Source organism: Lysinibacillus sp. BF-4 (assembly GCF_000743635.1).
GTDB classification, from domain to species: domain Bacteria; phylum Bacillota; class Bacilli; order Bacillales_A; family Planococcaceae; genus Metalysinibacillus; species Metalysinibacillus saudimassiliensis.
Map to the genome: position 1 here is coordinate 19,243 of NZ_JPUW01000029.1, position 14,647 is coordinate 33,889.

The following is a 14,647-nucleotide window of genomic DNA, read 5'->3' on the forward strand; positions in this document are numbered from 1 at the left end:
CACCTACCAAAATGTAATAGTATGTTTAGAATCCAACATTTTCTGTATTTTATTTAATGATTTAGGGTATATTTTCAGTTTTTCTAAAATCTTATTTTGTTGTTGTTCAAACTGACTTTTTTTAATTTCTAGTCGTGATAACATCTTTCCATATATTAAAATGTCAATCATATCTTTTGCTTCACTCTCACTTTGACAATATGTTAAAAACACAGTTAAATGTTTAAAGCCTCGACTATTAAGTGAAGCATTGGGAAAATCTTCAAATAAATCTGATATTTGTTGAAGCTGGCTAATGTACTTATTGATATCTTCTACATTTAATTTTGGTTCAGCGAAAGTTTCAAAATTCATAGCTACTTTCCCTTTAATTTCTTTGAATGATGAAACAATTTCATTTTTCTCTTGAAGCTTTAAATGATTAAGTTCAATAATCAAGCTTCTATCTATAACTTTAGGACTTAAAGGTTTAACTGTATGATCCATATTTAGTGTACCGATAAAGCGTATGTTTTTAGGTATTTCAAAAACTGGAGGATAATTCTCTAAAAGATCTATTGCACTTTGCATTCTCTCTATATCTACGCCCCCTTGCTCAACTATTAATCTAGCTGTTTCCCAATGACGTTTTGGATAAAGGTGAATCTGCGGTATATCCCCTTCTCTTGCACTCAGAATTTCTGAAAAATAGTATTCTACATGCGCTAAGTTCATTTCATCTAAGCATATTAAATATATTTTATGAGAATTTTCTTTTCTTTTAGCTTCAACCATCGCTTCCATAAAAGGAGTCGGTACAAAAGCTTTATCTGTCGGATGGAAATAACCTATTAAATCTTGTGTATCTACCCAACTCGACTGAACTGGCACCATACGTACTTCAACATCTCTTAACGCATTTGCAAACGCATTCACAATACTAGATTTACCTGTACCTGAAGGACCTGCTAAGACTGTTAATATATTAGCTTGTAATGCGTATGTAAAAGTACGAAGATCATTTTCTTGATATATAAGTTGTTGATCATTATTTTTATAAATTAAAGTTTGTAGTGTTTTAATAAACGAAGATGGTTCATATTTATGAATTTCATAATCTTGCTGCACTCTTTCTACTTGCTCCATACGTTTAAAACCATTAATTTTCTCCACAATATTTTTCCACCTTCTAGTGGCTTGATCAAGGTTATCTCTTTCTTTTTTTAATGCTCGTTTTTTAGTTTCTATTTCCTCTAAGTTCCTATAAATACCTTCTAATTTTTCTTCCGCCTTACTTCTTAATGGCTCCGATCTTTCAATTATTTTCTTTAGAATGTGTGTTTCAATCAACTCTGGATTTTTTGGGATTTCTAAAGTTTTAATTAAAGCTTTATTTTTTATAGATCTACTGATAACTTCTAATAAATCACTTAGTGTATTAGCTATTGGCGTAGCATTCCTAAAATCAACAAATATTAATAAATGACGATAGTACTCATTTCTTGATTCATTGTAATATGCTTCTACAACTTCTCCTATTTCAAATAGAGCATTTTCCACAGGTGCAGATACCTCCCATGAGATTTCGAGAAAAGGGTGTCTCATCTCTTCGTAACCATTTACCGTCAATTCTAAGGGAATACCAACTACAGATTTACTAGTGATATCTGTAATTTTAATTATTATCTTCTTTCCAATAAGTTTTTGTAATTCTTTAGTGAATTTTTTAGCTAACGCTTCCGAAACAGTTGTTTCTGTATACTCTACTTTTAATTGTTCGATAATATTTTTAACATCACCTTGTAACCAAGTAGTATACTCTGTTTCCACTTTATCTTCAGCATGAGGCGATATAACATTTTCTAAATAGCTATTTGTAAATGTAAATATACCCAATTCAATTAACTTTTTTTTAAAATGAAAAATTGGCTCTTCTCTTATATATATAGTGTCTAAATTATTAATCATATCTTTGTATTGCTTTAATTGTTCAACATCATATTGATCAAAGTAGTCTTTATATATTTTTTTTTGCTTTGTTCTAGTACCTAAACGTAAAAATTCCAGTACTTCTTTACAAGCCATATGTACCGTATTATCCATTTGATATGAATCATCTAATAACCATTTTTGAAAATTCCGCATTGAATCATAGTATTTAACGATATCTAAATCGGTATAGAACTTTTCATCGACTAAAACCATAAAAATCCCTCTACTTTCTGCATACATTGCTTTTAAGCTTCTTTTATGTAGAAAAAAGAGAAGTTTGCGCTCCCTCTCTTTTCTCCAAATATTTATTAATACTATTACGCTAGCTGCAAAATATATTCATCCGTTTTCATTTGCAGTGCTTTTAACTTACCACTTTGGTATTCATACACTTCATCTTGTGCATCAATCACTATTAAAATACCAATACCTAGATTTTGAATCACTATATAATTATCTAGTTTACCTTCAGTCAATTTACGTTCTTGTAATGTCGTTTCGCAAACATTTAAATAACCTTCTACACCCAATCCAAAGATTTCATCTGAGCCTATTTCTAAAACACCGAACGCCTTCACAATATTTCTATACTTTGGAGGAAGTGGCATATCAAGCTGTTGCTCTGCCGCTTCTACTGCAGCTTCCTCTACCGTTTTATATGTTTCAATCTCACTATTTTCAATTGCATCAATATATGATGTCATTATGCCTCTCCCCTTTCTTGGCGTACCTCAGCAGCGCGGGCTTTCCAATGTTGTTCACGTTCCTTCTTGAATTCTGTCCGATCTATTTCTGATTCGATATTTTTATCATGTAATATACCATCATTACCTGCACCACGATGTTCTTCAGATGTGAGTTCAACAAGTGGACCATCATTTTTTTGCCCCATATGGTGAAGCTCTACTGGCTTGTCATCAATTAATGGAGGCTTACCTTTTTCCATACGTTCTAAGTTGGTGTCACCCTTACCATCTACAGCGTCATAGTCAATTTCTTTCTTGACCAAACAAGGACGTTCATTAACCTCTTTTTCCTCTACCTCCGCTTTATTATAAATCTCTTTTTCTTCACTACTTACTTTTTCTAAACTCTCAGGCAAATCGCGATAAGCTTTAGCATTTTCTATAGCATAAAGTGGACGATCTAAATCTTTTAACCCCGACACATCTATACGCTGTGACTTTACTTCAACAACTTCTCTCATTACTGATATACCTGTAAAATCTTTCACACAATTGCCCCCTCTTCGAATGCTTGACGCCATGCTTCATAAACCGCTTTATCTGCAACAATACCATTTCGTGAAGCAAAACTAAATAAGCATTGGATTGTAGCATTTACTACTTCTTTACTACAATTCATTGTTTGATTTTCGATTTTTTCGGTTAATCTTTCATGAAGCCATATTACATCAGCACTTTGTTTCATAATAATTGGTACATATTCCGTCGCATCGACTAATTCATAAACATGCTCTGTTATTATCTCGAAATATTTAGGTTGATTTTCACCATAATTGCTGATTGCGCGCTTTAAACTTGTTGATAAAGATAGAACTTGCATAGCTTCTATTATTTCCTTCTCTGTGTAAGCAAATGAATGAGAAACACGATTACGTAAGAAATATGTTAATAGGACTGTCATAGCTTCTTTTTTATTCATCATGGTTACACTTCCATCTGATATATATATATACTTTGTCTCTTTCCCTTTAAAATGATTTACTTGGCATAATACTGGTTCTAACCAATCATTTTGGTATACCACAGCTACCCCTTTCGATAGCTTAACAATCTCATCTAACTGCTCTTCATTTAAACCTGCTGCCTTACCTACTAATCTACGATCTGCCTCTTCTGGAAGGCGCATTACAATTTTAGTGTTTGTATTACGAATAGCTGACATATCCAACATATTTGGTGACTGATCCGCAATAATGAATCCCTCACCATAAGTACGCATTTCAGCAATAGCATTCGCTAGCATTTCGACGGATTTACCAACCACATTGGCTCCTTCTGCGCTTTGTTCTGTAGATGTTTTCTTTAAAATATGATGAGCTTCTTCTAATACTGTTACATGTTGTAATGGCGCATTTAACTTCTTAGCTTGTGCCATACGGTGTTCATTCAAACGCATAACTAATACACCCATAATAAGTGCTTTTGTTTCACTTGAACCTATTCGACTTAGATCTACAATAACATTAGTATCAAATAATAATGTATTGTCTAGCTCATCGCCGCATAAAATTTGCCCATTAATACCATTCGTTAATGATTTAACACGTGTAATTAAAGAGCCAATATAATTCCCTTTTGTTTCTCCTTCATAAGCACTTTGCTCAATAACTTTTGTTAAACTTTTTAATAAGTCCTTAAAAGTTGGATACATTATCGTTTCATCTTCATGTTCAGAGTTATCTAAATCCCATCCAGCATTTTGGTACGCTACTAAAATAGCTTCCTTCAAAATAGCTGGCATAGCAGCATACATCGGCCAACAAACATTAAATAGTTCCACTAGTCGATCAATATGTTCTAATACATGCGTATCTTGCGCAGGAAATATAAACGGATTAATTTTTAATTGCTTACTAAGATTTGGGTTTGTCCCAAGTACTGTTACCTTCGATTGTTGACCAAAAATATGCTTATATTCACCTTTAGCTGGTTCGATTACTAAATATGAAATACCCTGCATCTCTAATTGCGCTAAAAGTTCATAAATGGTATTAGATTTCCCTGAGCCTGTAGCACCTGTCACAAGTGTATGCATACTTAAACTTTGTAAATCAAGTTTCACACGATTATTAGTAGACTTACCAAAGTTATGAATCTTGCCTAGATTAATATAATGAGCATTAGGTTCTGTAGTGCAAATAATTTCAGGGGCAAACTCAGCATGTTCAATCACAGGAAAACCACTAACTGACTTTCGTGGTAATGCCATATGAATTGCTAACTCTTTACCACTTACAATAGCGGTTGGCAATACAGGTAGTGCTAAACCATTTTTACGATAAATAAATTCAGGGTGCATAAAATTACTAATATAGTTTTTAATTTCTTTTGAGTCTGTATTTTTTTCTGACCAACGTGAAATGGTTGAAGTTTCAACTCCTGTACCACTTCCTTGCATCAGAGACTGATATGTCGCTGCAGCCATATCAGCAGCATAAGGTGTTTCAGATGTGAAATAAGCAGCGCACTCCCACATCCCTAAGCTTTCACCTTCTTGTAATCGTTCGAGTTGTTGATCAATACGTGATAAATAATTTTGCAACTTTTTATTTTGTAATGTCAATTGTGTGTTTTCTGTCGTTCCTTTTGTAAAGCTGGTAGCATCAGAGTGACTCTCATTCTCACTATAATTTGTTGTGGATGAAGTCCCTTCTGTTTCTGACTTTCCACTATTGTAAGTTTGGCTACTACCTGTCGTTGTAGATTTCGTTCCATGCATTGCACTCGCAATTCCTGCACCTACCATACCGCCTACCGTACCACCTAATGTTGCTCCAATTATAGTGCCGAACCCAGGTACTACAGATCCTAACACAGCTCCTACAGCTGTTAAGGTCCCCCCAAGTGCTTTTCCTGCGGTACCACTTAAAGTCTCTTTACTATAAGAGGTAGATTCATTAGTAGTAGAAGATGTCCCATTAGTAGTTGTATGCGAACTTGACTCTGTTGAACTCTCACCCGCAGTCTTACCTGTCGTATAAGTCTGTGTATCACCATGTGAATCATTGGTACCATATGAAACTTGAGTAGTTGTAAATGGTGATAACATTGTATAAATATTTTCATATTGCTCACGTATTACTTCTAATTGCGATGCAGGGAGCGGATTAGCTAAAATTAAACCTGTGAATGTGTTACCCTGCATTGATAATGCTAATTTTTCTAACCCCTGAATAAACTCGACATTTGTACGTAAATTTTCATCTTTATAATTAGCTACCCCTGTCACAATTGATACCGCTGGTTGCTCCACTTTTTCAAAAATGGCAGTAATACCATTATGTAAAACATTTTCTGTTTTAATGCCTGGAAAGTGACCATTCATCGCATTTCTTAGTGTATCAAAAGAGGTAGTCGTACTATTCTGTTCATTTAATGAGCGAATCCCCATATAAAAATCTACTTTAGTGCCGTCACTGTCCATAATAATAAAAGTAGCACTTTCACTTATTGCTACGCTATTGAGTACACTTGCTAATTTATAAGTAGCATCTTCGTCTTTAGCATAAACAATTTCATTAATTTTAAACATACGAACATTTTTCTTCGTATCTTTTATAATTTGCTTGGTATCCAAAGGAATAATATCCATACTTTCAAGCATTAACATATACTTCTTCAAAACAATATCATCTACTGCTTCCATTGCTAAGGTAGATTGCTGCTCAAGATATTTAACATCTTGAGCAACTACCGAATTAGATGGATTAATTTGTAATTGTGACATGTACATTCATCCTTTACTTCTTTTTCACAATGTAGTAAGTAACACTGCCAACTACTACTGTAGCAATCGTAGCTGTCGTAGCAACTTTCACAATCGATAGATTATTAATCACTCCTACTATAATAGAGGCCGTTACTGCACCTAAAGTGACAATTAACGTTTTAATACTACTTGTATCTTGGTCTGACTCAATATCACGTTTTGCTTCTTTAGCTGCTCCGTCTAGTAATTGTTGTTTAAGTGCATCTGCATATACATATTCCTGAACCTCTTTAATATGTTCAATACGCTCCGCTGAAAAATTTTTAATCAAACGTACTTTTAATAAGTTAGTATAGTCTTCGTCCCATTTATCAATAGATAAAAATTCTTCACCATTATGTTCTTCAATAAGTTGTGGAAATTCTTTTACAGCGTAATTTAACATCTCTTTAAAACTCTTAAATGTTAAGTCTAGTGATAAACTATTTTTTAACATTAACTTTACTGCATCTTTATCTTTTGCTGTTACAGCATCTCTAAACTCTTCAGTTAACATGTTTACACTCCTTTAATTTCAATAATGTCATTAATTTTCTTCGTCATATTTTCTAACCACACTAAATTAGCTTCAGCTTGTTTAATATCTTTTTCAATTAATGACTCCTCTTGTGTATAACGCTTTAGCTCTTGTAATTTAGCTGACAATACATTATCAATATTCTCAAACTCCGCCATGTAATTAGCTTTTAATTCAGATTGTTTTGTTGCTGTAATTTCTTGGACTTGCTTTAAAAACTTATTGGTTTCTTTTTGAAAGTTTGTGAAAAATTTATCCGCTAGTTTTCTAGTAGGTACTTTCTCTTTATCAACATATGCATCTTCAACATTCTTAGCATTCCAAAAAAAAGGTATTCTGAGGTTGAATATTGTGAAATATTTATTTTTTTTAACAAACTCTTCCTCGCCCTTCTCCTTCTTGCTATAAATTAATTCTCCAATAAATTCATCCTTGTTTTCCAGCAAATTCACATCCGCTTTTACTAAATCAAATGGCTGAAATTTCAGTTCTTCTATGTTCATATCTTCAAGTAGCTACTCATCTTTATTTTATACTCTTGCAATAAATGATTAGCTGTTACGCCGAGTTCTTTATTAATTAATTCTTGCGATTTAATTTGTAGTATACTTAACGTCTTTCTCGCAAAATTATTTAATTCCATTAAATATTTATTAGCTTCATCTTCTTCTACTTCTTGATTAGTCTGTCCTGTAAGAAATTCACTAATTTTCTTTTCTTGCTGAACTTCTAATATTTCAATCTCTTCTAAAATCTTTGGCATAATGTCTAATGTTTTTACTTTATGTTTTAGTAATTCTTTTGCTTTACCGCTTTTCAATTTCGTTTGTACCATTTCAATTTCTTGTTGAATTTCTTCTTTCTTACTTTTATTATGTGCAATATCTGCTTTTGCCTGTTCAAACGCCTGTAAACTTTCAACATTACTTTGGAATGTTTCGACTAATGTTTTAGCTTTTGCTGTTGTCGCATACTTTTCAACATATAACTTAATCATTTCTTCTAACGATGGCAAACCACTATGAATTAAAGCTGTATGCGGATTTTCTTTGTCACCATCTGCTACTGCTTCGAGTTGCTTTATAATTTTCCGACTAATACTTGGTGTTACTGTAGCGTATTTTTCTAAATGAAGTTGCTCATTACGATTTAACTTTCTCACAGTCGTTTGAATTTCGTCTTCTGTATCTTCATCAATATCATTAGGTTCATTAAGTAAGGTTCTAATATCTAATGCACCTAGGGCGCTGACTGGAAATAAGTTTGGATTTTTAATACCGCGATTCTCTAAATACTTTCTTACTTTAGTTAATGTTTCTTCAACGTTATCGTCACCTTTACGGAACGTATCTAACTTATTAACTACAAATAAATAACGATCTTTCGACTGTTTTCCACCGACTTTTAAACTATCCGCAATATGGTCCAGTAAATGTGCGTCATCATTTACGCCAAGTTGTGTAGCATTTAGTACATACAACACTAATGTTTTTGAAGAGCTCTCTAAATTACGATAGGTAGCGGCTAAATGACTCTCATCTCTTGAGTTATTAGGCCCAGGGGTATCGATTAGCACCAGTGACATTTGTTCTGTAGATGTAAACGGAATATCACCATTCACCTCAATTTCTGACACATCTTCATTATGATTTAAGCTTTCCATATCTTTTAACTGTAAATCATTAAACTCTTCTACTATACGACCTTCTACTGTAGTAGCTTTCGCGGTAAAGGTACTGCTATCATTATCTTTAATACGGGTGATTGTAGCTGTACATGCCTCTTGGCTAGACGGCATTAACTTACGTTGTAACAATGCATTAATAAGAGTCGACTTACCTGAACTCATTGTCGCCACTACGGTAATATCGAATTCATTATTTACTACTTGATTAAATGCAGATTTTAGAATAGGTGATTTTAGTGCTTCAATAGGGCCTTCTGTAACTTCTTTAAAAAGAGCTTGAATTTCAGACTTCATATTTTTAATTTCTTTTACAGGACGGTGTCTAACATTCATAGAAATACCTTGTTCTTGTGCTTCCTTAGCCACTTCTTCAATATCTTCTAAATCAATTCTTGTTCCCATAAATGTTAAATTGAATTGATTTTCATTGCACTCATCTACTAATAATTGTGGCAGTTCATCAATCCACTCTTGTAAGCGCTTTCCATCTTTTTGTAAAGCGCTATTTTCTGCAATCGACTCGCCATCAATAGTAATAGTCGTTTTTAATTGGTAAGGGTTGTACTTTAAAAAAATTTCAGCCATCGCTTTATTATCCTCTTTTCTATATTTTCTTTTTCTTATTTCCTTTGGTTTCTTCTTATTAGACAATTCCGGATACTTAGTCATCACAGGTTTGTTTCTAGACTTAGTCTCCAATTTAACTGAAGCTTTCATTTCAGATGTTCCAACACTTGTCGGGTCCACTAGAAGTTGTTCTAGCTGATAGAAACCACACTGTGATAACTTCTTCCCATAATCATCTTCTGTATCAATGGAATTGTAGCTACTTAAATCGGATGTAGCTCTGTTGAATTTTCTTTGCAAGCTGTATAATTCGTCAGCTTCTTCCTCATCTAATACATAAGATGCGTGGTCGCGTTTAGTAAGATAAGCTGTATACGCAGAAAGCGGTTGTACAATAGGTCTTGTAAAGCCTTCATTTTCAAGTTCTTGCTTAACTCGTTTTACGCTAGCTGAGATGGAGTCTGTACCTTTTTTAAATTCGTCTATTTTATTCATTACAAAAATAATTTTCTCACTTGGTACATTATTCTTTACAAACTTTAAGTGCTTTAAATTGTCTGAAGCACCTAAATGATTACTATTTATTACATAAATCATCACATCAAATTCGCCTTCAAGAATAACCTCTTTTGTGATGTCAAAGTGATCTTTATCTACAGAAGAGTTCACTCCAGGTGTATCAATAATGCACCACGGTAAATTGTCATTTCTATGGTTCATTTTAGTATATAGCTCCAACTGCTCACTTTTCTCTTGTGCTAGAAAAGTGAGCAGTTGGTGTTCGTTAGAGATTGACTGTAGATTCCCTTTCTCATCTTTATATTGAGCATAAGCATCAGTAGCTTTTTCAAAAATCATATATTTTTCACCTGTGGCTGACTCATTTTTCGTAACCATCACTTTTTTACCTATTAATGCATTAACTACGCTCGATTTCCCCGCACTCATTGTGCCTGTGAGTAAAATTCTTTTATGAGTTTCACACTTTACTAAGCGTTTTTCAATTTCAGCTTTAGGTTGTTTTAAACGCTTAGACAAATCATCGATTAAACCTTTAGTATTTTTCCATTTATAATGTCTTAAGGATGTCAACAAATGCTCATGAAACTCTTTATAATTATGTAAATATAAATTATTTTCGTTAAATGCTTTAGCATTTGCAGGGTGATAAAACTCTTTACTCAAAACTCCATTTATTACCATTATTTCATTTGCATAGTTGTTAAGTAAAAATATATTGCCTTTGTTATCTCCGTAATTGATTATGAAATAGTAATGTATAGCCAACCAGTTTTTCTTCTTCGCTAAACTTTGTTGCTTCATTTGTCTCCTCCCCTCATACTTATAGTTTATAATTAGAAATGGACATAATAAGTCCATCGAACCAAATTAAATAAATAGTAGTTCTATAATATCATTTAATTGTTATATTAAAAACCTTTTATGGTTTAAAAAGTATTTAATGTTAATTAGCTATTAAAAAATTTACTAATCTAAAATAGTTCTATATCAATAAACTTTCGCCGCTTCTTTCTCCCTTAAAGCCATTCCATATGTCGGCATTTTTTGCTATGCTTATACTCTATTTTAATGAACGTGAGAGGAGATTTTATGGCGACTTTACAACAACAATGGTTTGGCAATGTACGCAAAGATATTTTAGCGGGTATGGTGGCGGGGCTTGCGCTCATTCCTGAGTCATTGGCATTTGCTTTTATATTAGGCGTAGATCCAAGTGTGGCGCTGTACGCGTCATTTGTGATTGCGGTGATTACCGCCATTGTGGGTGGACGAACGGGCTTGATTTCGGCAGCGACGGGGGCGATGGCGCTTGTGTTGGTGAGCTTGATGGCCAATCACGGGCTGCAATACGTGCTAGCAGCAACTGTGCTGACGGGGATTATTCAAGTTGTGCTTGGGCTGCTTGGCGTGGCGCGCCTCATGCGCTTTATCCCGAACGCGGTGGTGCTTGGCTTTTTAAATGCACTAGGCATTATGATTTTTATGACGCAACTGCCGTATTTAGTTGGCGTTAACACCGCGAGTTATTTCTTTGTGGGCGGCACATTATTACTCGTTTACCTTGTGCCACGTTTTTTTACCGCCATTCCCGCGACGCTGATTGCGATTGTGGTCATGACAGCCATCGCTGTATTTACAGGTACTCCACTGCAAACGGTTGGTGATTTAGGCACGATGCCCCAAACACTGCCTATGTTTTTATTGCCTGACATTCCGCTCAACCTTACTACGCTAAAAATTATACTGCCCTACTCATTGGCGCTTGCGGTTGTTGGTTTACTCGAGACCTTACTCACTGCGCAAGTATTAGATGAAGTAACGGAAACACCGAGCGACAAAAATAAGGAAGCACGCGGGCAAGGTATTGCCAACGTTGTAACCGGCTTCTTTGGTGGTATGGCGGGCTGCGCACTTATTGGGCAATCCATGTTAAATGTGCAGTCAGGGGGACGCGGACGTTTGTCTACGTTAACGGCAGGCGTCTTTTTAATGGTGTTGATTTTACTATTTGGCGATAGCGTTATTCATATCCCAATGCCTGTACTAGCGGGCATTATGGTGATGGTGAGCTTTACGACGTTTAACTGGGGATCGTTTCGTTTTATGCGCCAAGCGCCAAAAGCTGAGGTACTCGTGATGCTTACGACCGTAGCCATTATTTTATATACGCATAATTTAGCAATTGGCGTCGTGATTGGCATTTTGTTGAGCGCACTCTTTTTTGTCGCAACCATTTCGCGTATTACCGTAAAACAAGATGGCACGCACTATTTTGTCGAAGGCCCGCTATTTTTTGCGTCAACTAAGGCGTTTAGCCAAGCGTTTGACGATGTAGGGGCTAAAGCCGTGACGATTGATTTTAGTGCCAGCCACCTTTACGACGAATCAGCGGTTGCCGCCATCCAAAAAGTGCAAGTCCAACTACAGAAAAAAGGGACCACGGTGCAACTGACAGGGTTAAACCAGCCAAGTGCCGCCCTACTGGTCCGACTTTCTCATTAGAACACAACAACCCCTCACTTTTGTGAAGGGTTGTTTTTGTGTAATACCGCTTCTTCGCGTGTGAAGCGCGTAGTATGCGGGATGCCTGACACCCGTTGCATATAACTATATTTTGTAAATGTATCGCCTTCAAAAAAAGCGAGTAACACACGGTCATCCAAATACGTAATACTTGTATCACGTAAACGCGTAGCAGGTATACCTACAGCGCGCATCTCCTGCTCGCTAGTATACGGCGTAACAACGACTACCGCATCCCACTCGCCTGGTACTACTTCTGCGATAGCCACGCGTCCACTTGCTGCCGCTAATAGCGCCGCACTCCGCTTATCCTCTTTTAGTTTGTATACATCATAGGCCGCTGCCACAATCAAACCCAGCAACACAATCGTCAACCAATCTCGCTTCATCCCGCACACCTCCTCTTTACACGACGCGCTCGCACAACTAGGGGTTGCGTTATTCTTTCCTCCAATAAATTTGTAAAATCACAAGCAATGTATATAATATAAGGAAAATAGGTAATACTATTTAACTAAAAAGGAGTGGATTGTAGTATGAAATGGTATCATAACTGGGTTATTATTGTACTTTTATTTTTGAGTGGTTTTACTACATATGGGCTGACTAGCCTAGTAGGTGGATTGTTGCTTGCCTCTCGTTTGGTAACAACACGCGCCGCACAAGGACAAGGTGAGTATACTAAGGTCGAAAATATTCGCAGCGTGTTACAAACAAAACGCCAAGAGCTTACTAAAGTCGAACATAATTTACAACAAGCCGAACAATTATTTAAAGAAAAAGAGGATGCTTATATCACAGCCATCCGCCAAGACTTTGAACAAGAACGACAACAAATTTTACAACAAGCTAATGAAGAAGCTAAAACGATTCATCTCGATATTCAAGGTTTTATTGATGAAAAGCATGAACTCGAAGCGTTAACAGAAAAACTGCGTAAACAAACAACCACACAGGAAAATCGTTTGCGCAAATTAAAAACGGAATACCAAGGCATCCATCAATTAACCCAACACTTCCCTGAAGCTATTAATACAACAAAGCTAGAACATGAAGTAGCGCAATATGTAAAAGATTTAGACGAAGCTGAACTTACGAAGGAATTATTGACATTAGATTGCCATTACTTAAACTCTAAAGAACTACGCAAACAAATGAACCGTGTCAAAAAGGATGTCTCTCAATTATTGGATGCCTATATTGAGCGCTATAATACAAAAGCAAACAAAAGCATTTATCAGCTCTTAGTAATTGGCTTACAAGCCGAATTACAAAATGTCATTTACTCATTAAGTTATGCCAAATTAGAAGAAGCACAGACGCAAATTAAAGAGATGATTCGTCGTTATTTAGCAATTTGTGCAGATGGTAATGCGAGTATTTTACCTACGATTACCCGCTTCTTAACAGAAATCGAGCCACTCTATTTACAAGCTGTCGAAATCGAATACCACTTCTACCATAAACGGGAGCAAGAACGTGAGGAACAGCGTTTAATTCGCGAACAAATGCGTGAGGAAGCGGCTGAACGCAAAGCCTTAGCTGAGCAACAAAAGAAAATTGAACAAGAAGAAGAAAAGTACAATACCGAGTTACGTCGCACACAGGAGCTTTTAGCGAATGAAGCGGATGCTGATAAGTTAGCGGCCCTTCAAGCTCGTATCCTTGAACTTGAGCAATTGCAAAGTAAAGTAGCAGAGGAAAAAGAAGAAATCCTCAAACGTGCTAACGGTAAAGCAGGCTATGTGTATGTCATCTCTAACTTAGGCGCATTTGGCGAAAATAAATTTAAGGTTGGCATGACGCGCCGCCTTGAGCCAATGGATCGAATCGACGAACTCAGCAACGCTTCTGTGCCGTTCCGTTTTGATGTCCATGCGATGATTTTCTCTGATGATGCAGTCGCACTTGAAAAACAATTGCATGAACAATTGGACGAAAAACGTGTAAATAAAGTAAACATGCGTAAAGAGTTTTTCGAAACAACCATCACAGAACTCGAGGATATTGTCACTACCCTCGACCCAACTGTTGAGTTCCGCCCAACACTTGCCGCACAAGAATACCGTCAAACCTTAACACTTAATCAACAATTACAACCCGCATAAGCTTACACACCCTCACTCAGTAAATAGTGTAAATTATTACATTGTTACGTTATACTTTCATTATAGACAAACTAAAAGTAATGTGAGGTGGGAAAGGTTCCCCACGCGCTTACGCTCTTAATGAGTGTAAGTTACCAGAGATCAGGATTGCCGCCCTGCTCATTACTTTTAGGTGTACGACATCCTCTTTACCCCGCTGGGTAAGGAGGATTTTTTCATAAAAAAACCACCCGCAGT

The 14,647-nt window shown here is 35.8% G+C and carries 10 protein-coding genes; 2 read left to right on the forward strand and 8 right to left on the reverse strand.

The features are described from left to right. Positions 1-3: 3 nt before the first annotated feature. From CH76_RS09735 to CH76_RS13530, 7 genes are all read right to left on the reverse strand, one after another. Complete coding sequence (locus CH76_RS09735; RefSeq protein WP_081892681.1) at positions 4-2,211, reverse strand: McrB family protein; 2,208 nt, start codon at positions 2,209-2,211, stop codon at positions 4-6. Positions 2,212-2,288: 77 nt separating this feature from the next. Continuing rightward, a complete protein-coding gene (locus CH76_RS09740) occupies positions 2,289-2,675 on the reverse strand; it encodes an SMI1/KNR4 family protein (RefSeq protein ID WP_036145517.1) in 387 nt (128 codons plus the stop codon). Further along, the gene (locus CH76_RS09745) at positions 2,675-3,205 is read right to left on the reverse strand and encodes an HNH/ENDO VII family nuclease (protein ID WP_051910305.1); all 531 of its coding nucleotides are present in this window, start codon (positions 3,203-3,205) and stop codon (positions 2,675-2,677) included. The genes CH76_RS09740 and CH76_RS09745 overlap by 1 nt, the downstream gene beginning before the upstream one ends. After that, on the reverse strand, positions 3,202-6,444 hold the full coding sequence (locus CH76_RS09750) for a helicase HerA domain-containing protein (protein WP_051910306.1): 3,243 nt from the start codon (positions 6,442-6,444) through the stop codon (positions 3,202-3,204). Before CH76_RS09750 ends, CH76_RS09745 begins: the two co-directional genes overlap by 4 nt. Before the next feature lie 13 nt (positions 6,445-6,457). Beyond that, positions 6,458-6,982: a hypothetical protein gene (locus CH76_RS09755; RefSeq protein WP_036145519.1), complete on the reverse strand. Its 525-nt coding sequence runs from the start codon at positions 6,980-6,982 to the stop codon at positions 6,458-6,460. A gap of 2 nt (positions 6,983-6,984) precedes the next feature. Then, the gene (locus CH76_RS09760) at positions 6,985-7,506 is read right to left on the reverse strand and encodes a hypothetical protein (protein WP_036145521.1); all 522 of its coding nucleotides are present in this window, start codon (positions 7,504-7,506) and stop codon (positions 6,985-6,987) included. Beyond that, positions 7,503-10,580, reverse strand: coding sequence for a dynamin family protein (locus CH76_RS13530; RefSeq protein WP_051910307.1), 3,078 nt, complete (start codon positions 10,578-10,580; stop codon positions 7,503-7,505). The genes CH76_RS09760 and CH76_RS13530 overlap by 4 nt, the downstream gene beginning before the upstream one ends. 288 nt (positions 10,581-10,868) lie before the next feature. Here CH76_RS13530 and CH76_RS09770 point away from each other — a divergent pair, with 288 nt between their 5' ends. Beyond that, positions 10,869-12,281, forward strand: coding sequence for a SulP family inorganic anion transporter (locus CH76_RS09770; RefSeq protein ID WP_036145523.1), 1,413 nt, complete (start codon positions 10,869-10,871; stop codon positions 12,279-12,281). A 14-nt stretch (positions 12,282-12,295) separates the two neighbouring features. Here the strand turns inward: CH76_RS09770 and CH76_RS09775 are convergent, their stop codons facing one another. Beyond that, positions 12,296-12,691, reverse strand: coding sequence for a hypothetical protein (locus CH76_RS09775; RefSeq protein ID WP_036145525.1), 396 nt, complete (start codon positions 12,689-12,691; stop codon positions 12,296-12,298). A gap of 147 nt (positions 12,692-12,838) precedes the next feature. On the opposite strand from CH76_RS09775, the gene CH76_RS13995 reads away from it, so the two are divergent. Next, complete coding sequence (locus CH76_RS13995; protein ID WP_200877354.1) at positions 12,839-14,410, forward strand: GIY-YIG nuclease family protein; 1,572 nt, start codon at positions 12,839-12,841, stop codon at positions 14,408-14,410. Positions 14,411-14,647: the final 237 nt, after the last annotated feature.

Excerpts from the sequence above, each read along its gene's own strand:
- CH76_RS09735 (WP_081892681.1), bottom strand. The coding sequence starts at position 2,211 with ATGTATGCAGAAAGTAGAGGGATTTTTATGGTTTTAGTCGATGAAAAG.
- CH76_RS09740 (WP_036145517.1), bottom strand. The coding sequence starts at position 2,675 with ATGACATCATATATTGATGCAATTGAAAATAGTGAGATTGAAACATAT.
- CH76_RS09750 (WP_051910306.1), bottom strand. The coding sequence starts at position 6,444 with ATGTCACAATTACAAATTAATCCATCTAATTCGGTAGTTGCTCAAGAT.
- CH76_RS09755 (WP_036145519.1), bottom strand. The coding sequence starts at position 6,982 with ATGTTAACTGAAGAGTTTAGAGATGCTGTAACAGCAAAAGATAAAGAT.
- CH76_RS09760 (WP_036145521.1), bottom strand. The coding sequence starts at position 7,506 with ATGAACATAGAAGAACTGAAATTTCAGCCATTTGATTTAGTAAAAGCG.
- CH76_RS13530 (WP_051910307.1), bottom strand. The coding sequence starts at position 10,580 with ATGAAGCAACAAAGTTTAGCGAAGAAGAAAAACTGGTTGGCTATACAT.
- CH76_RS09770 (WP_036145523.1), top strand. The coding sequence starts at position 10,869 with ATGGCGACTTTACAACAACAATGGTTTGGCAATGTACGCAAAGATATT.
- CH76_RS09775 (WP_036145525.1), bottom strand. The coding sequence starts at position 12,691 with ATGAAGCGAGATTGGTTGACGATTGTGTTGCTGGGTTTGATTGTGGCA.
- CH76_RS13995 (WP_200877354.1), top strand. The coding sequence starts at position 12,839 with ATGAAATGGTATCATAACTGGGTTATTATTGTACTTTTATTTTTGAGT.